The organism is Fervidobacterium pennivorans DSM 9078 (assembly GCF_000235405.2).
GTDB lineage: Bacteria > Thermotogota > Thermotogae > Thermotogales > Fervidobacteriaceae > Fervidobacterium > Fervidobacterium pennivorans.
On record NC_017095.1, the window covers coordinates 603,315 to 629,283 of the forward strand.

23 protein-coding genes are annotated in these 25,969 nt (G+C 36.7%); 9 read left to right on the top strand and 14 right to left on the bottom strand.

The features are described from left to right. The first annotated feature begins 2 nt into the window (after nucleotides 1-2). The 4 genes from FERPE_RS02780 (at nucleotide 3) to FERPE_RS10320 (ending at nucleotide 6,236) form a co-directional block, all read left to right on the top strand. Complete coding sequence (locus tag FERPE_RS02780) at nucleotides 3-503, top strand: hypothetical protein (protein ID WP_014451166.1); 501 nt, start codon at nucleotides 3-5, stop codon at nucleotides 501-503. Continuing rightward, the gene (locus FERPE_RS02785) at nucleotides 484-3,033 is read left to right on the top strand and encodes a site-specific DNA-methyltransferase (protein WP_014451167.1); all 2,550 of its coding nucleotides are present in this window, start codon (nucleotides 484-486) and stop codon (nucleotides 3,031-3,033) included. Before FERPE_RS02780 ends, FERPE_RS02785 begins: the two co-directional genes overlap by 20 nt. A gap of 4 nt (nucleotides 3,034-3,037) precedes the next feature. Continuing rightward, the gene (locus tag FERPE_RS02790; protein WP_014451168.1) at nucleotides 3,038-6,010 is read left to right on the top strand and encodes a DEAD/DEAH box helicase family protein; all 2,973 of its coding nucleotides are present in this window, start codon (nucleotides 3,038-3,040) and stop codon (nucleotides 6,008-6,010) included. Between the two features lie 97 nt (nucleotides 6,011-6,107). Continuing rightward, nucleotides 6,108-6,236, top strand: coding sequence for a restriction endonuclease (locus FERPE_RS10320; protein WP_211204751.1), 129 nt, complete (start codon nucleotides 6,108-6,110; stop codon nucleotides 6,234-6,236). Between the two features lie 163 nt (nucleotides 6,237-6,399). Here FERPE_RS10320 and FERPE_RS02795 read toward each other — a convergent pair whose 3' ends face one another. From FERPE_RS02795 to FERPE_RS02825, 7 genes are all read right to left on the bottom strand, one after another. Then, nucleotides 6,400-6,639 carry a thioredoxin family protein gene (locus tag FERPE_RS02795; protein WP_014451169.1) on the bottom strand — a complete coding sequence of 80 codons (240 nt, stop codon included), beginning with the start codon at nucleotides 6,637-6,639 and terminating at the stop codon, nucleotides 6,400-6,402. A gap of 33 nt (nucleotides 6,640-6,672) precedes the next feature. Continuing rightward, a complete protein-coding gene (locus FERPE_RS02800; protein WP_014451170.1) occupies nucleotides 6,673-7,776 on the bottom strand; it encodes a permease in 1,104 nt (367 codons plus the stop codon). Further along, the gene (locus tag FERPE_RS02805) at nucleotides 7,766-8,065 is read right to left on the bottom strand and encodes an ArsR/SmtB family transcription factor (protein WP_014451171.1); all 300 of its coding nucleotides are present in this window, start codon (nucleotides 8,063-8,065) and stop codon (nucleotides 7,766-7,768) included. The genes FERPE_RS02800 and FERPE_RS02805 overlap by 11 nt, the downstream gene beginning before the upstream one ends. Nucleotides 8,066-8,468: 403 nt before the next feature. Next, on the bottom strand, nucleotides 8,469-12,779 hold the full coding sequence (locus FERPE_RS10325) for a beta-alanine-activating enzyme beta-propeller domain-containing protein (protein WP_014451172.1): 4,311 nt from the start codon (nucleotides 12,777-12,779) through the stop codon (nucleotides 8,469-8,471). A gap of 174 nt (nucleotides 12,780-12,953) precedes the next feature. Continuing rightward, nucleotides 12,954-13,679 carry a PP2C family protein-serine/threonine phosphatase gene (locus FERPE_RS02815; protein WP_041262783.1) on the bottom strand — a complete coding sequence of 242 codons (726 nt, stop codon included), beginning with the start codon at nucleotides 13,677-13,679 and terminating at the stop codon, nucleotides 12,954-12,956. After that, complete coding sequence (locus tag FERPE_RS02820) at nucleotides 13,670-14,050, bottom strand: PAS domain-containing protein (RefSeq protein WP_041262784.1); 381 nt, start codon at nucleotides 14,048-14,050, stop codon at nucleotides 13,670-13,672. Before FERPE_RS02820 ends, FERPE_RS02815 begins: the two co-directional genes overlap by 10 nt. Nucleotides 14,051-14,081: 31 nt before the next feature. After that, a complete protein-coding gene (locus FERPE_RS02825; RefSeq protein WP_014451173.1) occupies nucleotides 14,082-15,356 on the bottom strand; it encodes a S41 family peptidase in 1,275 nt (424 codons plus the stop codon). Nucleotides 15,357-15,509: 153 nt separating this feature from the next. Here FERPE_RS02825 and FERPE_RS02830 point away from each other — a divergent pair, with 153 nt between their 5' ends. Both FERPE_RS02830 and FERPE_RS02835 read left to right on the top strand, forming a co-directional pair. Continuing rightward, on the top strand, nucleotides 15,510-16,184 hold the full coding sequence (locus FERPE_RS02830) for a phosphatase PAP2 family protein (protein ID WP_014451174.1): 675 nt from the start codon (nucleotides 15,510-15,512) through the stop codon (nucleotides 16,182-16,184). 35 nt (nucleotides 16,185-16,219) lie between these two features. Further along, entirely contained in the window at nucleotides 16,220-17,194 is a 975-nt protein-coding gene (locus FERPE_RS02835) for an alpha/beta hydrolase family protein (RefSeq protein ID WP_425357277.1), read from the top strand. A 38-nt stretch (nucleotides 17,195-17,232) separates the two neighbouring features. On the opposite strand, the gene FERPE_RS10435 is transcribed toward FERPE_RS02835, so the two are convergent. Further along, a complete protein-coding gene (locus tag FERPE_RS10435) occupies nucleotides 17,233-17,388 on the bottom strand; it encodes a hypothetical protein (RefSeq protein ID WP_014451176.1) in 156 nt (51 codons plus the stop codon). A gap of 123 nt (nucleotides 17,389-17,511) precedes the next feature. Between FERPE_RS10435 and FERPE_RS10560 the strand changes: the two genes are divergently transcribed. Both FERPE_RS10560 and FERPE_RS02840 read left to right on the top strand, forming a co-directional pair. Next, nucleotides 17,512-17,712, top strand: a complete 201-nt coding sequence (locus FERPE_RS10560; protein ID WP_231882323.1) for an IS1/IS1595 family N-terminal zinc-binding domain-containing protein — start codon at nucleotides 17,512-17,514, stop codon at nucleotides 17,710-17,712. A 170-nt stretch (nucleotides 17,713-17,882) separates the two neighbouring features. Next, nucleotides 17,883-18,566, top strand: coding sequence for a class II glutamine amidotransferase (locus FERPE_RS02840; RefSeq protein ID WP_014451177.1), 684 nt, complete (start codon nucleotides 17,883-17,885; stop codon nucleotides 18,564-18,566). Here the strand turns inward: FERPE_RS02840 and FERPE_RS02845 are convergent. The 5 genes from FERPE_RS02845 to FERPE_RS02865 form a co-directional block, all read right to left on the bottom strand. Beyond that, nucleotides 18,553-19,806 (bottom strand): MFS transporter, encoded by a 1,254-nt coding sequence (locus FERPE_RS02845; protein ID WP_041263165.1) that lies wholly within the window; start codon nucleotides 19,804-19,806, stop codon nucleotides 18,553-18,555. The two genes, FERPE_RS02840 and FERPE_RS02845, sit on opposite strands and share 14 nt — an antisense overlap. Nucleotides 19,807-19,902: 96 nt before the next feature. Further along, the gene (locus FERPE_RS02850; RefSeq protein ID WP_014451179.1) at nucleotides 19,903-21,177 is read right to left on the bottom strand and encodes an MFS transporter; all 1,275 of its coding nucleotides are present in this window, start codon (nucleotides 21,175-21,177) and stop codon (nucleotides 19,903-19,905) included. A gap of 223 nt (nucleotides 21,178-21,400) precedes the next feature. Continuing rightward, a complete protein-coding gene (locus FERPE_RS02855) occupies nucleotides 21,401-22,294 on the bottom strand; it encodes a CPBP family intramembrane glutamic endopeptidase (RefSeq protein ID WP_014451180.1) in 894 nt (297 codons plus the stop codon). A gap of 2 nt (nucleotides 22,295-22,296) precedes the next feature. Further along, entirely contained in the window at nucleotides 22,297-23,304 is a 1,008-nt protein-coding gene (locus FERPE_RS02860) for a hypothetical protein (protein ID WP_014451181.1), read from the bottom strand. Nucleotides 23,305-23,391: 87 nt separating this feature from the next. Next, nucleotides 23,392-23,946, bottom strand: a complete 555-nt coding sequence (locus tag FERPE_RS02865) for a hypothetical protein (RefSeq protein WP_014451182.1) — start codon at nucleotides 23,944-23,946, stop codon at nucleotides 23,392-23,394. A 334-nt stretch (nucleotides 23,947-24,280) separates the two neighbouring features. Between FERPE_RS02865 and FERPE_RS02870 the strand changes: the two genes are divergently transcribed. After that, complete coding sequence (locus FERPE_RS02870; protein ID WP_041262786.1) at nucleotides 24,281-24,628, top strand: ATP-binding protein; 348 nt, start codon at nucleotides 24,281-24,283, stop codon at nucleotides 24,626-24,628. 26 nt (nucleotides 24,629-24,654) lie between these two features. On the opposite strand, the gene FERPE_RS02875 is transcribed toward FERPE_RS02870, so the two are convergent. Continuing rightward, on the bottom strand, nucleotides 24,655-25,890 hold the full coding sequence (locus tag FERPE_RS02875) for an RNA-guided endonuclease InsQ/TnpB family protein (protein ID WP_014451183.1): 1,236 nt from the start codon (nucleotides 25,888-25,890) through the stop codon (nucleotides 24,655-24,657). Between the last annotated feature and the right edge of the window lie 79 nt (nucleotides 25,891-25,969).

Here is a 25,969-nt window from a genome sequence, read left to right on the forward strand (position 1 = left end):
ATATGGCATCCGAAACTATAATCTTAAGACTAGATAAGGTAAAAAATGAAAGACTGGAAGAGATAATCGATTCTCTTAAAAAAATATATCCGCAAATCAGAAAAATAAAGGTTTACCTACTTGCAGGTTTCTATGGCTACTACTTAGGTGAGAGAAAACCATCACAAGGTGAGAAAATAGACGTTTCCCGTGGTGAATTCTTGGAAAAGAGCGAGTATAAAGACTTTAACCTTTATATCAAGGCAATATATGAACTCGCTCTAAAAGAAAATGAAAATAAAGGCGTCGAAGGACGACAAAGGACAATGAAAGATATGTATTCACTATTCGAAGAATATGTTAATGCTGGTGTGGACAAACTAAGTGAGCTTTTTCAAAGAGCCAATAAACCAGAGGAATTTCTGGAAGAATTAGAACTGGAGATACAAAAATCATATGAATCACTTGGACTAAAATATTTTGAACAGGAGGCACAGAGCGAATATGGACATGAAGAAGTTTGAAAGAGAATTTTACCAAGCTCTTGAAGACCTTTTCATCGGAGCAAAGATTGAAGGAAAATCTGGGTACATCAACCTTATGAAATTCAAAAGTGGGTATTACAACAATGTTGTAAAACCGGCTTTGATAGAACTTGTTGACCAAGAGCTTGAAAAAAATGGAATAGAAGATTTCAGAGAGGAACTTTTTGAAAAGCTCTACACATTTTTCAAAAGATACTTTTCTGAAAGTGGTTCAATATATTTTACCTACACACCTTGGAGTGAACGCATTTACGAGCGTGTTTATGACCCAGAAAGCGATGTTGCGCTTTTCTGGAAAACCCACATGCTTTACTATGTGAAAACTGAGAAAAACTATCAAAGCATGGAAGTAACGATAAAAGGTGTCAATGGCGAGGAATTATCGTTCTGGTTTGATGTCAGCAATTTGGAACACAAGAAAGCTAATGAAAAGAAGGAACTTAACTTTATATTTAGAAACATCGACGAAAAAGGAAGAATAATACTTGATTGTTATTACAAAGAAGGAAATAAAGAAACGAATGTTGAAGAAATTGTTAAGCAAGTTAGAAGCAAAGTGAAAGAGATATCTTCCGAAGAAATAAGGAAGAAACTGCAGAGTATAACGACAGATGATATAGAGAGGGCATTTCAGATTTTCAATAAGCAGTCGGAAGTGGATTATTTTATAAACAAAGATGCAGAGAAATTCTTGAAGGAACAACTCGACATGTTTATTTACCAATACATGTTCGATTCAGAGAACATTTGGTCAGCAAAAAGAGTAACGGAGATACAAACGTACAAGAAAATAGCAGAGAAAATTATAGAATTCATTGCTCAGTTCGAGAATGAACTTGTCAGGATATGGAACAAGCCGAAATTTGTTTTCAACAGCAATTATGTAATAACACTCGATAGGATATTAGCAAAACCAGGTGGAAGAGAAGTAATAGAAAAGTTACAAAACCATCCTGGCATGGAAAATCAGATAGCCGAGTGGAAAGAGTTGGGAATAGTGGAAGAAGGTTTTACTTTTGAGGAAGTCTTTAATACTAAAACAGGTAGTCTATTTAATGAGGTTAATGCAGAAATCAACCCAAAATACAAATTCTTACCGATAGATACTAAGTATTTTAAAGGTTTGGAAATAGAAATAATTAAGTTGTTTGACAGGCTCGATGATGAACTTGATGGATGGCTGATAAAGAGTGAGAATTATCAGGCATTGAATACAATACTACAAAAATTCAAAGAACAAGTGCAAACAATTTATATTGACCCACCGTTTAACAAAGGACAAGAAGCAGATTATCTATACAAAGTAGGTTATAAGGATGCTACATGGATAACAATGCTTGAGAATAGAATAAGATTGGGAAGGGATTTATTGAATGAAAAAGGGAGCATTTTTGTTAGGTGTGATTACAACGGAAATGCTTATGTTAGGCTTTTGATGAATGAGATTTTTGGGGACGAGAATTTTAGAAATGAGATAGTGATAAATAGGACAAAGAAAATTTTTACGGGTGTTAAAGGTTATAATGTAGCCACAGACAGCCTATTCTTCTACACAAAAACAGAGGAATTTAAGTTTTATGCTCAATATAAGCAAAGAGAAAAAGAACAGAAATGGTTAAATATGCATTCTCCTGGAGAAAGAAGACCGCCTGAAAGAATTATATTTGGTAAGGTTTTTTATCCTCCTAAAGGGAGACATTGGACGTTCGTTCAAGAAACCATAGACAAAATGATCCAAGAGGGAAGAATAAGAATAAAAGAAGATGTGGAATATGTGGATTTAATGGGAAATAAAGTAAGGGGAATGCCACAGTACTTAACCGGTGAGGAAGAACTTTTAGATTCTAATTGGACAGACATCCCAGGTTACTCTCAAACCCAAGGTTTCCCCACCGAAAACTCCGAAATTCTTCTTAAGCGTGTCATAGAATCCACTTCCAACGAAGGAGATCTGGTTTTAGACTTCTTCCTTGGTTCAGGAACAACAACAGCAGTAGCCCACAAGCTTAAAAGAAAATGGATAGGCGTTGAGATGGGCGAACATTTTTATACAGTGATTTTACCAAGAATGAAGAAAGTTTTGGCTTATGATAAATCAGGAATTAGCAAAGAAAAAGATGTAAAAGAAAAATACAATGAAAAACAAGCAGGTGGCTTTTTCAAATACTACGAACTTGAACAATATGAAGATGTTCTTAGAAATGCAAAATATGAACATGCAGACCTCATGCTCCAGCCTTCACAAGGCAAAGATGTCTTCAGTGAATATGTCTTTATGCGCTCTCCAAAGTTTGTAGAACATGTTTTGGAAAAAACAGATTCAGAATTTAAAGTGTCGTTTGAGAAGTTGTATCCAGATAAGAAGATAGATATAGCCGAGACTTTGTCGAATGTTTTGGGCGAAAAAATCTTAAGGATTTTAGACAACGCTGTTATTTTAGAAAAGAGTGGAAAAATAGAATTCGACAATATTCCTATCGAACACATTAAGCCTTTGATTTGGTGGTGAAAATATGCCAAGAGTTTCAAACAAAACTAAGTCGTCAAAAAATACAAGCTCTATGGAAATCATTCCACTACTTAGGGAATTTGTGGATACCAATGCCCCGGATTTTGAAAACCTTCCTGCAGAATGGAAGGAGATAGATATCCACAGTTTCTCGAACGAAAAAAGTCTCTGGGAATTCCAAGTTGAAGCAATCAAGTATGCTATACGCGCCTTGTATTATTACTATGGCATTAAAAACGGAGACAAATATGCGTTCTGGGAAGAATTAAGAAATTTCTCATTGCAAGATTTTAATATGGATTTAGAGAATGCTCTAATGATAAGTCCGTCAGATGGGGATATATTCTCAATTCTCAGTAAGTTTTTCTACAGCTATGATGAAGGCATTTCATTTGGTAACTTCTCAAATAGAATGAGCTTTTGGATGGCTACCGGAAGCGGGAAAACGCTTTTAATTGTGAAGTTAATTGATATTCTTGCAACCTACATGGAACGTGGGCTCATACCAAAAAGAGATATACTGTTTTTGACATATAGAGACGACTTGATTGAACAATTTAAAAAACATTTTGAAGAATATCGATTCAACACAAGCAAGAAACCATATCTATTCGAACTGAAACAGTTTGGTGATGTAAAAGAAAAGGGAGATTTCCTATTGTTGCCAGTTTTCTACTACAGGTCGAACAACATTAAAGACAGGCAAGGAGACAAGACCATTGACTTCAAAGACTACGACAACAACGGAAATTGGTACATAATCCTCGATGAGGCACACAAAGGTGATAAGGAATCGAGCAAGAGCCAGCAGTATTTTTCAATACTGTCAAGAAACGGGTTCCTTTTTAATTTCTCGGCAACCTTTACGGACATTCGTGATATTCTAACAACAGTCTACGAATTCAACCTTCGCTCGTATATCAGGGAAGGCTATGGTAAGGTGCTGAGAATCTTTCAGGAAAATTTAAATATAGGTGCCAAAGTAAAGAAGAGTGAGGATTTTACCAGTAAAGAGAAGGAACTCATAATACTAAAGATATTACTTTTGCTGGCTTATTTGAAAAAGAAAGCAAAGGAAATAAGAGAGCACACGGAACTAAGTGTTGAATATCATTCCCCCCTTGCAGTATTTTTGGGAAACTCAGTAAACGTTGATGATTCTGATGTGAAGCTTATATTTGAAAAGCTAAAGCAGATATCTTCTATTGAAGGATTTGAAAAGTACCTTGATAACAAAGAGGTTTTTGAGAAACTAAAACAAGAACTGCTTAGCTCACCGGTAAGTCGTCCGTTTGATGAGAACGAAGAAGATGATGATAATTTAAGGCTATCCAAGGAAGAATTCTTGTTAATAACACCCGGTGATGTATTGAGGGAAGTTTTCAATGCCGAGACTCCTGGGGATATTGAAATCATAACCTCTAATTCAGATAAAGAATTTGCTCTGAAATTAATGACCAGTGATAAACCATTTGCCCTTATAAAGGTCGGAGATGCTAAGAAACTTGCCGATATGCTTATAGAAGAGTTTAACCTCAAGGTGCAAGAACGGTTTGAAAAGGTTGATTATTTCTCTAATTTGGATGAATATGAGCATATAAATATACTCATTGGTTCAAGGGCATTCTACGAAGGTTGGGATTCCAACAGACCGAATATTATAGCTTTCGTAAACATCGGAACAGGTGACGAAGCTAAGAAATTTGTGCTTCAATCAATAGGAAGAGGACTCAGAATCCAGCCAACAAAAAGCGGTGACAGAAGAAGGTTAGAAACTGACAAACGTTTTAGAAGATACTGGAACTTAATAAAGCCTCTGGAGACGTTATACATATGGGGTACAAAGAAAGATATAATTGGAAAGATACTTGAAAACGTTAAAATTGTGTCTGATTTCTCGGGTAAGGAGATTACATTACGCAAGAATGAAAAAAGGATAGGTAACAACAAGCTTCTTATACCTGTTGCAAGAAAAATCGAAGTAGAATTTGACAAACACTTCTTGGAACGTTTTAATCCCCTGTCCGCTTACGAAAGGGATTACCTTGACGCAAAGAGCGTTGTTGAGAACACATCTGATGAGATGCTGTATTTTATGTTCTTTTATAGAAGCAAATATGCCAGTGTCAAGATACAACTACTCAGAGAGATTTTTAACGAGAGTAATAAAAACAAGTTCTTCGTGATAGACCATTCACGAAAAACAGGTATAGGTTGGTATTACACAATTCAAAGATTAGTCAAAGCAATTGAAAATAACTATGGCTATAAATACACCACTTTGTTCTCAGATGATGATGAAGAACATATTAATCATTACAAAAGGATTCTTATCAGACTTCCAGAGGATAAAGTCCAACATGTAAGGGAAGCCGTTGACGAAATCTATGGAGGTAAGAAAGGAAGAGAATTTCTCTCAGTTGGCGAATCCTCAGGGATTGACCTTTTGATAGAGTTCTTTGAAGAACACTATTACGTTCCCGTCTTAGAGGCACTTAACCGAGAAGTAGTTAGAAACAAAATAGCTGATTTGATTAAAGAACCAAGCGAAATCGAGTTCTTAAACGAGTTACGCTCAGCGTCAAACAAGTTCGAGGTTGACTGGTGGCTTTTCAGTAAACTCGTTGAACGAAAAGATAATATTTACATACCGTATCTTGATAAAGATGACCAGGAGGCACGCTTTTATCCTGATTTCATATTCTGGTTCAAGAAAGGCAACAGATATTTGGTCGTTTTTGTTGATCCAAAAGGTACCGAACATGTTGATGCAGAAAGAAAAATAGATGGTTTTGAGGAACTTTTCACAGACAATGGGGTGCCGAAAAAATTCCACGTTGAAAATTACGAAGTAAAAGTGAGATTGTTCTTGTATAACAAAGAACGAGAATCTTCGAAGAAATATTCGCAATATTGGATAAGGAGTATCAACGCACTTGTTGAACAGGTGAACAGTGAGTTCACAAATGAGTGGTAAGATGCTTTCCAACGACGAATTAAAACTGAGAATTCTTGAAAAGAGCCCTCAGTTTTTTTTGAGGAGCTCGTTTTGGAATTTATTGTGAAGATGGGATATGGTAAGTTGTTCGAAGAAGCAAGAAGCAAGCAAAGTGCTTGGAAAAAGTGGGGATGAAGGTGTTGATGGCGTGATTAAGGAAGACGTTCTCGGGTTGGATAATATATACCTTCAGGCGAAAAGATAAAATCTTGAACAATCGAGAGGTAGAGATAAGTAGAAAGGAAATACGAAGCTTTGGCGGTTTATTTTGAAGAGGAATAATTTATTCTGATTAAAATACAATCCCCAATAAAAAAACTGAGCGGAGCAACTTTCCGCTCAGTTTTTCTTGATTATCAAGCAATTTTTTACTTACTCAGCAATGCCTTTGCTTCATCCAATGTTGGTATCTTTCCGCTTAAAACTATTTTCCCATCAATTGCCACTGCGGGTGTTGCGACTACTCCTCTGGAAATGATTTCGTTGATTTCTTGGACTTTTTCGATAACCGCATCGATTCCAAGTTCTTGAACTGCCATTTCCATGATTTTGATAGTTTGTTTACACTTTGGACAACCAGCACCGAGAACTTCGATTTTCTTTGCCATACAACTTCCTCCTCCTTGTATACTTTTGTCATATTAGGCTATTAGCCCGTATATCATTCCAAATACTGTTGAAAAGAGTACAACCAGTCCGAAATATGTAAATGCTTTCTTTTTACCCAGAAGTCTTGTGATAACTATCATACTTGGCAAGCTAAGTGTGTTTCCAGCCATGAGCAATGCAAGTGTAGGACCTTTTGCCATTCCAAGTTGTGTGAGTGCTTGAACTATGGGGACTTCTGTAAGGGTTGCAAAGTACATTAGTGCACCGATAACAGAAGCTATAAAGTTTGAGAAGAGATTATTTTTTCCAAGTAGGTAAACAACCACATCTTGAGGCAATAATTTTGTAATTACTCCTGCAAGAAATACACCGACAAATAGATATGGAAGTATCTTTTTTGCAAAATCCCACGTTTCAGCTATCCAGCTCTTTGTTTGGTCTTTTTCAAACGCAAATACTGCCATTGCTAATGTACTTATTCCAAGGACACCCAAACTCGAGTATTTGACGGTTGGGTTAATCTTTAGTCCCGAGACAATGATGAAGAGTAGTTGAATTAGGAAGAAAACTACTGCTTTTACATTGTCAGTACCATCCGAGGTTGTTTGAACAAAGCCTCCGATACCTTTTTCTTTGAAGAGAATTTCCATTATTAGACCAATTATTATCGCTGCCGTAATTGTTGCTATCATTCTGGCAATACCTAAATCCCAACCAAGTACGCGAGCTGTTAAGAATATAGCAGCGATATTTATTGCAGGTCCTGCGAATAGGAATGTCGTAGCTGGTCCTATCCCAGCACCTTTTTTGTATATACCTCCAAAGAGTGGAAGAATTGTACAAGAACACACAGCAAGAATAGCACCGCTGACTGCAGCAATCGGATAAGAGATGTATCGTTTAGCGTCAGGACCAAGTAGTTTTAGAATAGCATCCTTTTTTAGCATGACAGAGATTGTTCCAGCGATAAAGAATGCGGGAACAAGGCAGAGAAGGACATGTTCACGTACATATTCATTGAGCATCTTGAAACCGTTCAAAATACTTTCACTGACAATAGGTGAATCAAATGGAACAAAGTAGAAAATCAAAAAGACGATAAGGAGAGCTATAAACAGTTTAATCTCACTTACCATTTATACTCACCTCCGAATTCGTGTGTCTTTCGATGATTTCTAAGATTTCGTGCAATAGTTCGTTATCTGAGAGTCGATATCTGATAGTATTACCCACTTTGTTATTTTCAACCAATCCACTCAATCTCAGAATCGATAGGTGTTGAGAAAGGTTCGGTTGACTTACTTTTAGCAAAGAAAGAAGCTCACAAACACACAATTCAGCATTTTGTTTTAGAAGCTGTAGTATTTTTAATCTTATTGGATGACCGATTATTTTTAATAATTCTGCCACGTTTTCCAATTCCATATAGACCACCTTCCATAATGAATTTTGATTTCTAGTTTTAGTATATAAGAAAATTCGAATATTGTCAATAACGAAATATGAAAGTCAGGGGCCTTGATTTTAATTACTTGGAAGTTGAATGAGAATTATTAGATTTTTGAGTATTGAGTATCGACTATTAGGATAATCAAAGAAGCCCTTTACTTGTATAACCTGGATATTTATACCTTCGCACCAAGCAAGTATTTTGTATTTTTTTGATTTGCAAAAACTTTTTATGTAATGCTTTGCTTTGATTCGGTTTTGAAAAGCGGAAGGTATAATGAAAAAGCACGGCTTCAAAAACGATTGAAGCCGTGCGAGATGAACTGCGGAATATTTTACATATCACGTTTCGCAGGTAAGAATTTGTGCAGTTTCAGATTTACCATTTTACAAACACCCGGATTACATGTTCGCTTGCATTCCCGAAAGTGTCGTAAGCAACAGCCTTAATTGTGACTGCACCGTCCGATACACCATACTTATCCCCAGACCTTCCTGTGTTTAGGTTATTTGCTCTGTCTTTGGGCCAAGGTGTGTTAGCCAATCCAAATGATGTTGTGTAAAGTGCGTAAAGGTGGTTGTCATCGCTTCCAAAATATATTACACCATCTTTACTAATTGTCAGACCGGAAGCTATATCTTCGTCAGCTTGGAATCTCCATTTGAGCTTTCCGTCAGGAGTCATCGCGTACAAATTGTTATCGTTGCTACCTATGTATATAACGCCATCGGCACCAATCACTGCGGAGGAAGTTATCGAATCTCCAGTTCTGAGTTTCCAATTCAACCTTCCGTTAGGTGATACAGCATAGAAATGGTTGTCTGTACTGCCAAAATAAACCGTGCCATCAGGTCCTATCACCGGACATGAGAGTATTTCACCATTTGTTTTGAATTTCCATTTCAATTTTCCATCAGGTGAGATTGCATATAGATAGGTATCTCTGCATCCAACATAGATTGTACCGTCAGCTCCGAGAGCAGGTGAGGATAATACTTCTGCATCCATTTTAAATTTCCATTTTAATTTCCCTGTGGGCGAAATTGCATACAAGTGCTTGTCAGTGCTTGCTACGTATATGGTGCCGTCGTTACCAATCGCTGGGGAAGAGTAAATCCAATTTCCGGTTTGGAATATCCATTTCAGTTTGCCTTGAGGTGTAAGAGCGTAAACGTAACTATCTTTGCTTGCAATATAAATCGTTCCATCGGGAGCTATAGCAGGTGATGACCAGATTTCATAGCCAGTTTTAAATTTCCACTTTAGTTTACCATCTGGTGTAACAGCATAAAGATAGCTATCACTACTTCCAATGTATATTGTTCCATCATTGCCTATAGCAGGTGATGACCAAATCTCATAGCCAGTTGGGAATTTCCATTTGATTTCCCCATCAGGAGATATTGCATACAAGAAGCCATCAAGACTTCCAACGTAGATTGTTCCATCATCTGCCACGGCTGGTGTTGAGAGTATGTCACCGTTAGTTTTTATTTTCCACTTAAGTGCACCTTCACTGAGGTTTAAATTGAATTCGTAAGGTTCAGAGGTTACCTCACCTACTTTTTGTCCGGCAACGTACAATTCAACTTTGGAAACTCCGTTCTCATCACTTGCTGTTACAGCAATCCTCGACTCTTTCGTTATTGTTGAAGCATCTGTCAAATCTATAAATGATAATTTCGGAGGGGTTCTATCGATGATGAGGGTTATGTATTTTTCTGATTTGTTTCCATACTTGTCCTGTGCAACTACTTTCAATGTGTATGGTTTTTCTTCGAATTCTGAAGTATTGATGTTCAAAAGCCCAAATCCTGTGTTAGCTTCGTGGACTTTTTGTTCGCCTAGGTATGTTTCCAGTTTTTCTATCCCGCTCTTATCAAATGCGTAGATAGTGACCTGGATATTTCCAGTAACTACTGTTTTCTCATTGTAGGGTGAGATGTAAACCTGAGGTTCACTGTTGTCTATTTTAACAAATACCGTTTGCTTCTTTTTGTTTTCCGCAACGTCGTAAGCAACTACGGTTAGTTCCAATTTGATTCCTGAATAGTCAAGTTCATCGAGGATATTTGCCGTATTTGCGAGATTTCTGCCAAGCTTGGGCCAAGGACTTGCTGCTAATCCCAACGAAGAAGATTGAATTGCAAACAAATAACCATTTGAACCTGAGATGTACAACCTGCCGTCATCACTAATTGTTGGAGGCATTAAAACCCCTGCATCTTCTTCAAGTTCTAAAACCCATTTCTTTTCACCTGAAACAGTTATCGCATATAGATACTTACCAGCTGTAACGTAGATTAAATTATCAAAGCCAAGTGTAGGAGATGAGGTAACAGGATTATCAGTTTCAAATTCCCACTTTAGCTTACCATCTGGTGAAATTGCGTAGAGTTTGTCGCTGCCTATGTAAATCGTCCCATCTGGACCTATTATTGCTGAGTACTTTATACCATCAGGTGTCAGGAATTTCCATTTGAGTTTTCCCTCGGACGTGATTGCGTAAAGGTATTTATCACTACTTGCGATAAATATGCTACCATCAATGCCTAGTGCTGGAGATGTGTCTATTTCACCTTCTGTTTTAAATTCCCAAAGTAATTTACCTGTTGGTGTTAGTGCATACAGATGCCCGTCCTTACTACCGATATAAATTGTCCCGTTATAGTCTATAGCTGGTGACGAAAGAATTTCACCTTTTGTTTGGAACTTCCATTTCAGTTTTCCATCAGCATTCACAGCGTATATGAATCCATCTCGACTTCCAAAGAAAATAGTACTATCTTCTGTGCTAATGGCTGGTGATGAGTATATTGCATCCCCAATTTTAAAATTCCATTTCAAGGAACCATCCGGGCAGAGGGCATATAAATACCCATTGAGATTTGCAACATATATGGTTCCATCGTTCGATATCGATGGTGAAGCGTGAATTCTTCCGTTTGTTTGGAATTTCCATTTAACTTGTCCAGAAGGGGTTAACGAGTACACAAAACCATCGTAAGTTCCTATGTACATTGTTCCGTCTCTTGCCAGCGCAGGACTTGACCATACTTCAGTATTCAACTTTGCCTTCCATATTTCTCTTCCTACGTTTTCTATGTTTGGAGTTCCAATTTTTGGAATTTGAACTGTGTTCAGGTCGATAACAAATGTATATGGCGGAGTTAGTTTTTCTGCTATCTTCTGACCTTGTAAATACAATTCTACTTTGCTGATACCATTATCATCTTTTGCTTCAGTTTCTACAGTGAACTCCTTTTTTACAAAATCTCCATGCTTTGGAGCTTTGAAGTAAAGAACTGGTGGCACGTAATCTGGAATGACTTTTATAACTTCCTGTGCCTTGTTACCAGATTTGCTATACGCAATTGCTTTAAGCTCCAAATATGAGCTAATTCCCGATTTGTCACCAAAAAGTGCTGTATTGCAGGCATTTCCTTTGAACTTGGGCCACGAACTGTTCGCAAGACCAAACGAAGAAGTTTGAACTGCATAGATAATTCCATTTGCCGTTGTGAAGTAAATCGTTCCACCGAGATTTATAGCAGGTGATGAGATAATAGCAGCTGCTGCTTTGAAGCTCCAGGATAACTGGCCATTGGAAGATAGACAATAAAGCATGTTATCTGAACTTGATACGTAAATCTTGCCATCAGCACCTATTAGTGGAGAGGAGGTTATTTCTTTCTCTGTTTTGAATTTCCACTTTTGTGTTCCGTCCGGAGAAATCGCATAGAGATAGCCATCTTTACTTGTTGCGTAAATCGTTCCATCAGGTCCTATAACAGGTGAAGAGACGATGTCATCACCAGTTTCGAACTTCCATTTTAGTGTTCCGTCAGGATTGATTGAATAAAGGAAATTGTCGAGGCTTCCAAAGTAAATTGTTCCATCGTTTGAAATTGCAGGTGAAGAGGTTATATCGTTATTCGCCTTGAACTTCCAAATGAGTTTACCTGTGGTGGTGACTGCGTAAAAGTAGTCGTCAGAACTTCCAAAGTATATTGCATTTTCTGTAATAGCCGGTGAAGAGGAAATCCAACCACCGGTTTTAAATTTCCATAAAAGCTTACCATCCTTCGTAACAGCGTAAAGATGCCCATCGTAGCTTCCAACATATATCGTGCCGTCTTTTCCTATGGATGGAGAAGAAACTATGCGGTCGTTTGTTTTGAACTTCCATTTCAGTGAACCATCTGGTTTTATAGCGTAAAGATATGTGTCTGAACTACCGATATATACAGTTCCGTCCGGTCCTACTGCAGGTGAAGAAAGGACCTCACCACCGGTTTTAAACTTCCATTTTATTTTTCCATCAGAAGATATGGCGTAGAGATTAGTATCTTTACTCGCGATATAAATTGTTCCATCTGCTGTCAGTGCCGGGGAAGATGCTATGTAGTTGCCAATTTGAAGTCTCCACTTGAGTTGACCAACGTTAACCGGAAATTGGAAATTATAAGGTTCATTGGATTTTTCCGAAATTTTGAAACCGTTAACGTATAGCTCTACTAATTTAATACCCTTTTGGTCGCTGGCTGAAACACCAACTAGGAACTCTGATGAAACGTAGCCCCCATTCTTAGGAGAGATAATTTTTACGTCGAGTGCAAATGCCAAGAGTGACAAAAAGATTAGGATAACAGGCAAAACTTTAAATCCCCGTTTCCGATGGAACTTCATAACTTCACCCCCTGATTGCATTTACTCTGATTTTACTAGAAGTACATTATCCCCCCTATTTTGCTCTGCATAAAACAAATCAATTAGTCAACTATTTTAGAGTTAGCTTTGGCACTCAACATGGTATTATTCAAAAATAAAACAAGCTTGCATGTTTACATACAATCACCATAGTTATTTTTTGAACAACACCATAGTTATATCGTCTTCTTGTAAAACAGAAGCACGCAAATGCAATGTTTTGAGATATATTGTTGATGTAGTATCACTTGGTGAAATTATATCAAGCAACCCCTGAGTAGTAAGCATCCCTGATTTTGTCTTCATTTCCGTTAATCCATCGGTGTACAACAGCAAGTTCCCATCGCTTAGATTGTAAGTGTTGATGATGGATTCGTCGTATTCTTCAGAGAATCCAAATCCGACGGGTATCACATTTTTCGTTTCAATCAATGTCTTCTTGGTCACATTTATTGGTGAAGGATGTCCCATGTTAACGAATCTATAAACCCCTTCGCTAAGTTGACCAATAACGCCTGTGAGGTATATGTTTTGAAAGCTGAATTTTTTGAGTTCGTTTTCCAGAAGGAACGGTAAACCTTGTAATGGAGGGTCGAACGCAATTATTGTATCCAAAGTAGTACGAACAAGCATACTTACAAGCGCAGCCGCAATACCGTGTCCGCTTATGTCTATTATGCCTACCCAAGGTGGATTGTAATATATCATATCCCCTCCAAGTCCAGTAGATGGACGATAGAAGAATTCGATATTTTCGGTGTTTTGTGGGACAAAACTTTCTTGAATTCTTATAGCAAGGCTCATATCTGCATCCATTTTTTCGGCATCAGTGAATAATTCAATGGCACCAAGTACTTCGTTATCCTTTTTTATGGGCAAACCAACAACTGAAAACTGGCGCCTTTTTCCTGATTTGGTAAGTCCATACACCGCAAATGGTACTTGAACTTAAGTCCATACACCGCAAATGGTACTTGAACTGGGATACCATTTTTGATTGATTGATAAAGTGGACACAGCTCAGTATTACACACAGGAATACCCGTTCTGTCAACATGGTTCAATACTTGTTCAGCACAAAATTTACCAACTACTTCATTTGCTTCGTAACCTGTTAACTTTGTAGCCTGCTTGTTCCAAAAAACGATACGTCGGTTTTTATCTACAACGTACGCAGGTATTTCTAGCTCATCAAGAAAATCTACAACTTTCGTTTCTTGAAGATGTTCTAATATCCCTTCTGAGAACATACTCTCACCACCCTAAGATTTTTTGCTGACTTTATTTTATTCTAGAAATGAATTCTTTAAGCCAGTCTTTGTATGCCGTTTTGTCGAACAGCAGACTTTCATTAAAGGTCAGATTAACAATTTGAATCTGGTCCTCTTCTAAATTGTTTTCAACGATTACCTTTGATAACGGCATTACAATATAAGCTCTTGTGTTTGGAAGAATCTTCCAAAACTCGTCTGTGTAGAATGAAAGGTCTGAGAAAAGTGTGCTTGTTTCATTCTCTGTTGTTAGCACTTTCCCAATCTTATTAGTTGCAACAAAAGAAAGCAGAATTTTGTGGGGTGTGTAAAAACAAGAACTGTCTACAATGAAATAAACGTCTTTGGAAATTCTGGCGCTGTCTGGTTCAATGGGAATTTGCTTCTTTTCTACTTGACGGTATCTATAGCGTGTTATTAGTTTCGGGTAAAGATAAGTTGGTTCATCTATAAGTCTTGAGATGATGGCTGAAGGGATGGTAGCATCACCATCAGAGGCGTAACGCAAATCGAAAATTATGCTTCCGTTCTTGTTTGACAATTTTTGAAATACATCTTCTACGACTTTCATATCCTCTTTTTTTGAAATATTAAAGGTGTTAATCTTCACAATGGTGTATTGTCCCAGGTTGTATAGTTCAACGGGTGTTAAATGCATATCTTTTTGAAAATCTTTAAAGGAAATGGTTTTGATGTAAGATGTGCGCTGAGCAGATGAATTGGGTAGTTGATACTTTATTTGTAAAGTACTTGCATCAATTATCTTAGGATAGTGTGGTAGGAGCTTATCTACGAAGGAGTAGACCTGTTGGAAGTTCTCACACGTGGGATACAAATTCTTATACTTTTCTAAGATATCCTCTATAGGATAACCATTTATCGACAATATAGTCGAACCAACGGGTATTTCACATTCGCTCATCGAAACAACGACTTTTCCATCGACGTACTTAAACCTTAAGGGTAATACTTTGTCCGTTGATTTTAGTGGTATTTCCAAACGGGTTGTGTTGTCTTTAAAAATCGAAAGTAACGGGTAAACCGCGAGGGCAAACTCGTATGGTGTTTGACGTTTATCGATTGTTAGTTTTGTGTTGGTTAATTCATAAATTAATTTGGCATCAACGAGGTCAACATGTCTGTCTCTAAGCCATTCTATGACAACTCCTAAATCGACTTGCAGAGCATATGGAGAGTAACGAAAGTGCTCGTAAGCATAAATGGCGATGCCACCTATTACGAATACTGCAATTATGAAGATTATAGTAAAATTAATCCCTTTCATTACCTATCACCTCACTTTTAAATCGTGTTTCTTCGTTTTTATTATACTACTTTTTTTCAAACAAGTGTGTGAAGTTAGGGCTGTGGTTGGTTGAAAAGTAATAGATTGAGAGTATAATCTTTTTAGAACGCGGTCTGCCAGGAGTGAGATTGGATGGGGAAGTTAAAATTTTTAAACATAAATGTTATTTTTGCAGCAATGACTCTAGTAATATTGCTCAGTTTCAGTCTATCATTTGGTCAAACTTGCGGTAGTGCGGATTATTTTGACGAGTTGAAAGTGGACTTATCGTCTTTATTTAAGACCAATGATTCGCAAATTTATCTGTTCTCATTAGGAGCGTTTAGCTTCGCACTCGACAGCACTGTTAACGAAAGTCTCCCGAGCTCGGATTTTTTCAAAGTCTTGAATGACATTGATATTTTTGATTTTGCATTAATTTCAATAATAGCATCGGGATTGATATTTCCATTTGATAGCTACACAGCGTGGACTGTTATCGAAAGTTTTGCAGTGAGTGTGCTTATAACAGGAACTATAAAATTTCTGGTGGGGCGTGCAAGACCTTTTGTTAATGGAAATCCTTTTCTTTTTAAATTCTTTTCAATGGAAAACGCCTACCAGTCGTTCCCATCAGGACACGCCGCGATAAGTTGGGCGATATTTACACCTATTGCCGAAAGGTTCGGGAAGTTTTGGTACGTTGTTCCGACAATATTCTCACTTCAACGACTTTGGTCAAAAAACCACTGGTTTTCAGATGTTTATTATGGATTTCTTCTTGGATACACAACGGGATATTCTTTGTATTATTCCAGAAGTGAGTGAACAGATATTTCAAACAATGTTCACCTTTGATGGGGGTGATAGGATTGTTCATCTACGAGTATGATAGGACACTACCGTTTAACCTTGAGGTTGAAAAAACAGAAAAATACGAGCTATTGTCATATGATACAGTATACGAGCCTGATATCCCCGAATCAAAGAAGATTTACACATATCGTTTCCGTGCAACAAATCCTTGGGCAAAGGTTGTATTTTTACACGGAATAGGCAATGGACATATACCCTATCTTATGTGGTTTGGCGAGTATTTTGCTTCGAAAGGTATCGAAACGTTTTTTGTGATTCAACCCTATCATATGCAGCGTGCCAAACCTAACTGGAATGGTGGCGAACCGTTCTTCCATCATTCACCGGCACATTGTATCGTTAGATTTCACCAGGCAATCAAAGATGTCAGAAGAACTATTGATTTGCTTGAGACACTCGAAGATGTTAAAAATCTTCCAACGGGTATCATTGGATTTAGCTTCGGTGGTATGATAACGGCAATGAGTATGGCTTTAGATAAACGATTGGAGGCTGGTATCATCGCATTTTCAGGCGGAGATTGGCGTTGGATAAATTGGTATTCACCATATGTGGAACCCGTTAGGGAAGGATACGCGAAATACAGTAACGAATGGGGATGCAAGGATGAGCAAAAATGTGTTGAACTAAGGAGCGCGAGTAGAAAAAAGGTTCACACGCTGAAAAGCATAGACGAGATATTCTCACTTACTCCAACGTGTTTTCATTACGACCCAATTTCGTATGCGAAGTTTATCGACCAACCAGTTTTAATGTTCACAGGGGTGTTTGATAAAGTTATTCCGCCTCAAGCCTCTAATGGTTTTTACAGATTACTACCAAATGCAAAAAAGATATCTGTGCCATCTGGTCACAAGTCATCATATTTGTTTAGAAGGTTCATCGGTAGAGCAAGTGTAAAATTTTTGAGAGATTGTCTTATCAAAAATCGAAGCCAAAATGCTAATCTTAATATCGTTTGACGTTTCATTTTTAAGAAGTCTTCTCAAACTGTCGGTTCTTATGGATAACCTTTCAAACGAAGTCCCAGGAGGAACCACAATTTGCCAAGTATTACGACAGTTATAATAAGAATAACGAGCACCGCTACAAGAACACTGCCGTTTCTAAATTTTTCTAATGATTTCAGGAATAGAGCATTTTTTCGTTTTTTCATGAAAATTTCCCCCATCCCCGAAACGATAATGTTAACTAAAAGTATTGAAACTTTCCAAAAACCGCATTATCCTTTAAAGATGGGACACCCCCAACCAACTCTCGACAAAGGAGGTATCCCGATATGAACAACTCAACACTCTCTTGTCCCAAATGCGGTTCCACCAGCTTGTACAAAAACGGTCATGACAAATACGGTAACCAACAATTCCTTTGCAAAGCCTGCCATCATTCTTTCAAACTTTCCCATTCTCACAAACACAAAAACTTCCCTTTCCCTTATCCCAAATGCACTTCTTGTGGTAAATCTAAGGTTTTTGTGTAGTGAAGAATCTTTGGAAAACGCACAATGGTAATATCAATCTCATTCTTTCACACTTACACTCTTTCATCACTACAAGTTAACACTATCATATATTTTTCAATTTATCTTAATACGTGATATAATAATTATACCACATAATTTTGAAAAACTACAAACGTGGAGGAATTGTTATGTGTCGAATGGCGGGATTCAGTTCGAGTGATGGTCTAAGAATAGCAAGAATAATCGATTTTACAAAACATATGGCAAATTACGGTATGGAATCCCCACACAACGACGGCTGGGGCATTATTGCTATGAACGATGAAGAAAAAATTATTTTCAAATCAATTAAGCCTATATACAAAGATTCAAAAGTTAATCTTTTTTCTGATAACACGATATACACTCTTGGCATTGTTCATGCAAGATTAGCATCTGCAGGTTTACCAAAGACCACGCTCCAGCTTCATCCATTTTATATCGATGGAAAATATTTTGCACACAACGGTACAATCAAAAGTGCAAAAAGAGAGAATATATACAGCAGCGATACTTATGAGTATTTCGAAAATATCGCTTTATTTAAAGATACGTTTGACCTTGGTCAAAAGATAAAAGATTATGCTCAGAAAAATGAATACAGTGGAATGAACTTTTTGATGATAGATGAAATTGAAAAAGCGTTGTACGTGTGTTGTCTATATACCGATTCCGAGAGGAATCGAGAGTATTTTACCTTACACTATTACAACGATGATGCCGATTTCATAGTTTACTCAGAAAAATTTTCCAACGACTACAAATCGATGGAAAACGGTGAACTGATAAAAGTAGTCGCTGGAAAGATAGTTGATAGACTTATTGTGCTTTGATATCTCCACGTTTTACAAATTGCAGTGTAATCAAAGATAACGTCAAGAAAGTTATCGAGAGAGCAAAGAGTGTGTTGTAACCGATATAATCGATAAACAATCCAGCAAGCGGTGGAGCTATTATATTCGCAGCCATGGAGAAGAAGTAATAAAGCCCTGTGTAACCACCAACTTTTTCTTCAACAGTCATATCAACAATCGTTGGCAGAGAATTCACATTCACCATCGCCCAACCAAGTCCACCGATTGCAAATAATGCAAAATAAACTTTTGTAATCAAACTTGGATTATCCAAGCTAACTCCCACGAAAAATGCAAATATTAAAACCAAGATCACTATCGATAAACCTATACTCATCGTTTTTCTTCTACCAAGCTTTGCACCTATGAAGCCAGCTGGTATTGCGAAAATCATGAACGTTAAAGAGAAAAATCCAAGAACAAGAGCACCCGTACTTTCTTTGATACCGAGGTTGAATTTAACAAAGCTTGTAAAAAACGTCTCAAGTGCGTTGTAACCTATGAACCAAAATAGTATCGAAACGAGCATGAATAACAAACTTTTTTCCTTGGAGTAAAATACATCTCTCATATTTTCTCTTAGCTCATAGAACGTCTTTTTGTAAATGTTTTCAAATTTCATCTTTTCAGAACTTTTTCTTTTGTATTTTTCGTCTTCTTTTATGAATAGCACAACAAGTAACTGAGACAACAGTAGTGTAACTCCTCCAATGTAAAAAGGCAGTCCATAGCTTTTATCGTAAAGTGGTTTTCCAGCAAAATAAGCAAGTAACGCACCAACTCCACCCATGAAGTTTATAACACCGTTAGCTTGACTTCTGTATTCAGAAGGTGTTATATCCGGCATCAACGCGATGACCGGAGATCTGAAAAGCGCCATGAAAAAGTTCATGAATATGATATTCAACATCATGAGCCACAGCAATTGTATCGCACGTGTCAAAGGTATGAGCCCGAAAGTCACAACAGCTAAAGGTGCACCGATAAGTATGTAAGGCATCCTTCTACCAAGCCGTGTACGTGTTTGGTCACTCATAACACCGATCAATGGTAACATGATAATCGCAAATAGATTATCGATTGTCATTATAAAACCTATGACCGTTGATGATAAGTTGAAATCTTTCAGAAAGACGGGTACGTATGCATTGTAAAGAGGCCAAACTAAACTGATACCAAAAAAACCAAAACCAAGAAGCAGCAAGTTTTTAAAACTCATTCCACGTTTAGTATCTTCCACGACTATCCCCCCCTGAGCTGTTTTGTACATTGCTATTTTAGCATAGATTTGTTAATTTTCTTAGAAATTAATCGCTTAGTCTATATCACTATTTTTCGTTTCAACACCCAAAAATGCAACGACGATTGCGGAGATAATAGATAACAAAGATATATAAAAGAATATTTCAAACAGCGATTTATTTTTCGACAGCATGAAACCAGCGTACTGTGGCGCTAATATACCGGCAATTCTTGCAACAACTCCAGCCATACCATTCCCAGTTCCCCTTACAGATGTTGGATATAATTCAGGTGTGTACGCATAAACAAGTCCCCACGTACCAAGCACGAACAACGAAAGTAAGATAGCCACAATTATCAAAAGCGCTTCAGAACTCACAAACGCCCACAACAGAGCACTTAAAGCCATTCCCAGCGTGTAAACAACCAACGATTTTTTTCTTCCAATTTTTTCTATAAAATACGCAGCAGATAAATAACCAGGAAGCTGTGCAACTATCATAAAGAAAGTAAACCACAACGATTTTGCACTACTTAGACCCTTTTGAGCAAAAATCTTTGGTGCCCATGAAAATAGAGCATAATATGTAAAACTGACGTTGAACCATTGAACCCATATCATTATCGTTCGACTCAGATATTTGCTTTTTAGTATCTCCGTTATCTTTGCTTTGTGATTAATCGAATACTCTATATCACCAGACGTCTCTATTGAGAATAGTTTTTCGAGTTTCTTTTTTCCATGCTTTTGAAATGCAAATTTTGGAGATTCAGGGAATTTTGCTAACAATGGTATTAACAATATTCCGCTGATAAAAACAAAATAACTTATACGCCAGTTTGTATTTACCGTAAGAACTGCTATAAGACCGATGATGATACTTCCAATCGCCCAACTTGCTTCGAGCAAGACAAGGTACATCCCCCTGAGATTTTTCTTAGTAAATTCGGCAAGATAAGCATTAGCTGAGGGCATCAAACCGCCGTAACCTACACCAGCCAAGAATCGAAACACGATAAACTGAATTGGGGAATTGGAAAAACCGATAAACGTTGTAAAAAGTACCGTGAATAAGAAATATATCATATTAGAAATCTTCCTTCCGAACAAATCAGATACCACGCCTACACTCAACGCACCGACTAACATCCCAAAAAACGTTGAGCTGATGATATTTGCCGATGTGGAAATATCCAAATTCCACAATTTGGAAATCGTTGGAAGCGTGAAAGACAACACAAGAACACCAGCCGCATCGAACATCCACATCAAAGAAGTGATAAGCAAAATCTTCTTCTGGTACTTCGGCGCTATCTGTTCTTCCAAAACCGCATCCAAGCTTACCATAAACTCATGCCTCCTTTGTGAAAATATATAAAGTTAATATTTTACCTGTTCCAAACAATATTTTACTATACAATACAGCACATGTCTATTAGTGTAAAAGTAATAAAAGCTTTTGAAAAATGCTCTAAGAGGACATAGAAAAAACAAAGACCTATCCACACTTTTTTGCGGATAGGTCTTAATTAGAATCATTTTCAGTTTTAGATACCATTTTATAAATAATTCATAGTGTTTTCACTTCTTCTGAAATTTTTTCACCAAACTTATATCTTGCAAAGTAATCCAATAGAACATAAATAGTTTGAGAAATTGTGATCAAGATTATAACAAAAATCCCGTCTTCAAGGTCAGCGTTCAGTGCTCTTGCAAAGAAATAATTCACAGAAAAATGTGCACCAAGAGATGTCCAAAAACTTTGTCGTGAATCGAGCAAGTATATGTATAAAAATCCAGCAGAAAAATAGTAAGGTACTTGTATCATATAGAGTTGAAAATCGCTCAGTCCATTTAAGCCAATACCACCCAACCTATTTTCATGAAGTATTGTGAATAGAGACAGAGAAAACAGAAGTGCAAACGTATTGTTCAAAGCCTTGCTATAACCTTTATAAATAAAAACTCTTATAATCAATTCTTCATAGAAAGCCAATACAAATACTTGCAGTATTTCTAACCAGAAGAGCCAACCTTCAATTATATCCACTTGACTCTTTACATAAAACAACGAAGCGATATGTATTCCAGGAAGTAGTATCACCGTAACGTGTGTAAGAAATGGAACGTACAACCCGAATAATAGCGATTTAATTGGCTTTTTTGTAAATAGAGAAGAAATCTCTCCAAAATAGTTTTTTAAGCCTTCTTTAGTATTTGAAAGATATACAACGGTAATCGATAGTAAAAAGTAAAAAAATGTATTCACGGCAGGTTCGAGAAGTCCGTAAATAAAGTTAAGCATGTTGTCTTTAAAGAATGGAGAACCGATACTACGTTGGAAAAACTCTCCACCGTTAATCAGTTTCTCTATCGAAATGGTTATATGCGTGCTATACTGCATCCACAAGACGACAAAAGCTATAGAAAGTACATAAAGTAATACTTGCTTTGATTTACGCATCTTTAATTACTCCTTTCACGAACTTTGATTTCTTGAAAAAATAACTCTGGAAAGACCTCACCCGAGTCATACACTTCCAATTTTATTTTAGATGAACCCGTCCCTGGATAATAATATCTTGACTTACTATCCCCTCTGATTTTGTAAGTAACCCTTGGAGCGTAGTAAATCCAGTTTACGTTAAAATCGTTACAAAAACCATAAAATGCGTATTCTAAGGATTCACCGGGTTTAATTGTACATGGTAATCTTTGGCTCACATCGACAGATGTTACGTATTTCTTTACATTACCGACTATCTCTATTTTTAATACTTCAACATCTGCTTGTGTGACATTCTCAATCCTTTCTTTGTAAAAAGGTAATTCTTTATTCGATTTTTTGAAGAGCACTCCATTACTCTCTCCCTCACTTCTAAAAACTAATAACCTTTCTTCTTCGGGAGTAGTTCCTATAATTATTAAATCCAATGGATATTCGTACTCTCTATTTTCAAACGTAAATATAAGTTTTTTCAAATTGTATTCTTTACCAGGTTCAACATCTTCATTTGAGAATCTTAGATAATATATACAAGAATACAAATCTGGAAATATTATTCTGGAAATATCGACAATTTCTTGTTGAGATATTCTTATTTTCTTACCATCATCGCATACCATTTCCTTAAAAGATAATGTTTTTAACACATTTTTTCTTCCAAAAATTTCTATTTTGAAATCTTCAAAACCTTCGATACCTTTTTGTTCTTCTTGAAGTATGTTGCTATCTAATATGCCCGTTTTCGTTTTTGAAAAAACAACGTGGCGAACACTAACATCGTTTGGAGGTTCAATGACAAATTTTTTACTTCCAGTGCACCCTCTTCTAATATAAACTGAATTTCGATCCCATTTAGCGAAAATGATTCTATCGCTTATTTCTCCAGATATAATGAGAATGAAAACACTAATCAGTAAAATGAGAGAAAAGACTATAGTTGATAGGTGCTTAAGGATAAACTTTTTCATCCACTTACCTCCCCTGTAAGCAAAATTATACCAAGCCTGGATACCAGGCTTGGCTTGGTTAAGTATTGTTAGACTTTAAAGTTTATCTTAAGGTTTATAGTCAACCCATTTCCAGCCTGGAGTTGCTGGTGAATGATCCGTATAATTTCCAGATCCTTTATATTCATATCCGGAACCAAAACCGACTGGTACATACTTTTTTACTGTTGTGACCTTTATGTTATTCATTGTATTATAAAGTTTAGAAATCCATCCAGGCTCTATTACTTTTTCAAATTCGTTAGTTTCTTCTCTTTTGTAACTAATATTAACTGTAACTCCTGCTTTCGCAAAATCTTCCATACCAAACTCACCTTTACAACCAACGTTGTTTTCCCATACTTCCCTTACTGTTCGCCTAACTTTTACAGGTGTTGCTCCTTTGCTGTTGTCATACACAAAAGCTAATTTTTCTCTGGTTATATATGATACTGATACCTCATAGCGAGTAGGTTCCCAAAACCATTCTGGCGAAATTGTTCCTTTACTTATGGAGGCTAACGATTCACTTGTTTCTGGCATTAATTCTGCCATAATCAACGAATTGTTCAATAGAAGAAATAAACTTGCAAGAACTATTAACACAACTTTACCACCCTTCATTTCCATCCCTCCTATGCGTGATTCCCTAAACCGCGGTTTAGTGTACGCTCAAATTTTAGTACATATTATGTTATCTATCAATCTCAATTAAGTACAGATACTAAAAAAAAAAAAAAGCACTATTTTGATTTATACGGTTATTTCTTTCATTTACTCATTTTTATTATGTAATTGAAATGTAACATCAAACACCAAAAAAATCCAAGTTAAGTATCAAAACAATTGAAAGTTCAAGAACTAAGTTTGGTACCAAAAGTCCTGTGCTTGAATAAAATGTATATTATGCTATAATATACTCGCAAAGTGCGATATCGCAAACTGCGAGGTAAGTGGTATGAAGAATCCTTTCAAATTTGGAACGGTTGTTAAGGGCAGTGATTTTTGTGATAGAGAATCTGAAATGGAGATGATTCTTTCGGATATTAGATCTGGAACACATATAACACTTATCTCACCAAGGCGGTACGGTAAGACTTCGTTGATACTGAATCTGTTTGATAGGATAGACTTTGCCGATACGTTTTACATCGATGTTATGGGCTTAACAACTGTGAGTGATTTTCTAAATGCTTATACAAAAACCTTCATTGAGAAACTCGGTGGCAAGAGTAAGATTGATACGATCGTGAAGAAATTCTTGCCTAAAGTTGAGGGATTACAGTTGACCTACTCCCCGCACTGAAGTGCGAGGATTCTTCATGCGGTATGTTAGGAAACTAACCTTAACCGCATCGGACTGGTCAAAGTCCCTACTCCTATTCCATTATAGGAATTCGGAGATACCTTTTTGAGTATATTCAATTCTCCATTTACATCGGCGTTTAACACTGTTCCACAGTGCTTACAAATATACAGTCCACGGTGTACTCTGTTAGTTTTATCAATTGTTCCACACCTTGAACATGTTTGTGATGTGTATGATTCGTTTACTTGTATCACTGTTATCCCATTTACCTTTGCTTTGTATCTTAGTTTCTCTATGAACTTTCCATACGGCATCTGATGAAGTTTTTGATTATTCTGTTTTCCTATATCGATATTCGTTATCCCTTTGTTTAGTTGTCCTATTACTATCGTTCCTATTCCGTTGCTTAAACAATATTCAACGATTTTCTTTGACGCTTTGTGCACAAAATCGTTGATATAGTTTTTCTTGTATCTGTATAGCTTATGCAAACGTTTAGATGTTTTGATTTTTTGCCTATCAAGTATAGCTTTTAGTTTTGCTGTTGTTTTGTTAATTAATCTTAGTTTCGATAGTAATATCTTTCCATCGATAATGAAACTATTTACTCCATCAGTGCACGTTGCAAAGTTACTTACTCCAAGGTCAATGGCTAAAAACTTGCTACTATCCAAGTGGATTTGTTTTTCTTGGTCTTTGAGAACATCGATAAGTTGTCTGTAAATTATCCTGAGAGAGTAACTGATATATCCAAAGGATTGGTATGGTACAAGTTCAACTTGCTGGATTTGTATAGTATCGAACGATAGAGTTTTTGGTAACTCTATCCATATGTAAGTGGATTCGATACTATACTTAGATTTGAGATATTCTTTTGTTTGCTTGGAAAGAGATAAACGAAGTTTGTTACCAATTAACCTGAAGCCTTGTTCTTTCCAAATGACAGGAAAATGACCGTCTTTAGGTTGGTATCGAGGACATTTGGTGTGTTTATCGAAGGTATTCTTCCAAGCGATTTGAAGCTTTTCAATTACGGCTTGAGCACTTTGAGAATGAAGATTACGAGCAAAAAAGCTATCCTTAAGTTTTTGCTTAAGTTCGTAAATTGAAGTACCATTTTCGATTACTTCGTGATTAGCAACGTTCCAGAGCTTGGAAGCTGAGTAAGTGAGATGACCAAAGATGATGGCAAGTTTCTTATCAGTTTTCCTCGAAAGGTCTAACATGAAGCACTTAGTTAAGTATTGTTTCAACGACATCACCACACTTTGGAATGTACTAATACAATTATGCCATACAAAACTAGATAACTCATAGGCTCTGTATCCCCGCATTGAA

Coding starts and splice junctions, on each gene's coding strand:
- FERPE_RS10560 (WP_231882323.1), top strand. CDS start 17,512: ATGAACAACTCAACACTCTCTTGTCCCAAATGCGGTTCCACCAGCTTG.
- FERPE_RS02870 (WP_041262786.1), top strand. CDS start 24,281: ATGAAGAATCCTTTCAAATTTGGAACGGTTGTTAAGGGCAGTGATTTT.
- FERPE_RS02780 (WP_014451166.1), top strand. CDS start 3: ATGGCATCCGAAACTATAATCTTAAGACTAGATAAGGTAAAAAATGAA.
- FERPE_RS02800 (WP_014451170.1), bottom strand. CDS start 7,776: ATGGTAAGTGAGATTAAACTGTTTATAGCTCTCCTTATCGTCTTTTTG.
- FERPE_RS02790 (WP_014451168.1), top strand. CDS start 3,038: ATGCCAAGAGTTTCAAACAAAACTAAGTCGTCAAAAAATACAAGCTCT.
- FERPE_RS02785 (WP_014451167.1), top strand. CDS start 484: ATGGACATGAAGAAGTTTGAAAGAGAATTTTACCAAGCTCTTGAAGAC.
- FERPE_RS02845 (WP_041263165.1), bottom strand. CDS start 19,806: ATGAGTTTTAAAAACTTGCTGCTTCTTGGTTTTGGTTTTTTTGGTATC.
- FERPE_RS02855 (WP_014451180.1), bottom strand. CDS start 22,294: ATGCGTAAATCAAAGCAAGTATTACTTTATGTACTTTCTATAGCTTTT.
- FERPE_RS02805 (WP_014451171.1), bottom strand. CDS start 8,065: ATGGAATTGGAAAACGTGGCAGAATTATTAAAAATAATCGGTCATCCA.
- FERPE_RS02825 (WP_014451173.1), bottom strand. CDS start 15,356: ATGAAAGGGATTAATTTTACTATAATCTTCATAATTGCAGTATTCGTA.
- FERPE_RS02875 (WP_014451183.1), bottom strand. CDS start 25,890: ATGTCGTTGAAACAATACTTAACTAAGTGCTTCATGTTAGACCTTTCG.
- FERPE_RS10325 (WP_014451172.1), bottom strand. CDS start 12,779: ATGAAGTTCCATCGGAAACGGGGATTTAAAGTTTTGCCTGTTATCCTA.
- FERPE_RS02840 (WP_014451177.1), top strand. CDS start 17,883: ATGTGTCGAATGGCGGGATTCAGTTCGAGTGATGGTCTAAGAATAGCA.
- FERPE_RS02850 (WP_014451179.1), bottom strand. CDS start 21,177: ATGGTAAGCTTGGATGCGGTTTTGGAAGAACAGATAGCGCCGAAGTAC.
- FERPE_RS02820 (WP_041262784.1), bottom strand. CDS start 14,050: ATGTTCTCAGAAGGGATATTAGAACATCTTCAAGAAACGAAAGTTGTA.
- FERPE_RS02865 (WP_014451182.1), bottom strand. CDS start 23,946: ATGAAGGGTGGTAAAGTTGTGTTAATAGTTCTTGCAAGTTTATTTCTT.
- FERPE_RS02830 (WP_014451174.1), top strand. CDS start 15,510: ATGGGGAAGTTAAAATTTTTAAACATAAATGTTATTTTTGCAGCAATG.
- FERPE_RS10320 (WP_211204751.1), top strand. CDS start 6,108: ATGGTAAGTTGTTCGAAGAAGCAAGAAGCAAGCAAAGTGCTTGGAAAA.
- FERPE_RS02795 (WP_014451169.1), bottom strand. CDS start 6,639: ATGGCAAAGAAAATCGAAGTTCTCGGTGCTGGTTGTCCAAAGTGTAAA.
- FERPE_RS02860 (WP_014451181.1), bottom strand. CDS start 23,304: ATGAAAAAGTTTATCCTTAAGCACCTATCAACTATAGTCTTTTCTCTC.
- FERPE_RS10435 (WP_014451176.1), bottom strand. CDS start 17,388: ATGAAAAAACGAAAAAATGCTCTATTCCTGAAATCATTAGAAAAATTT.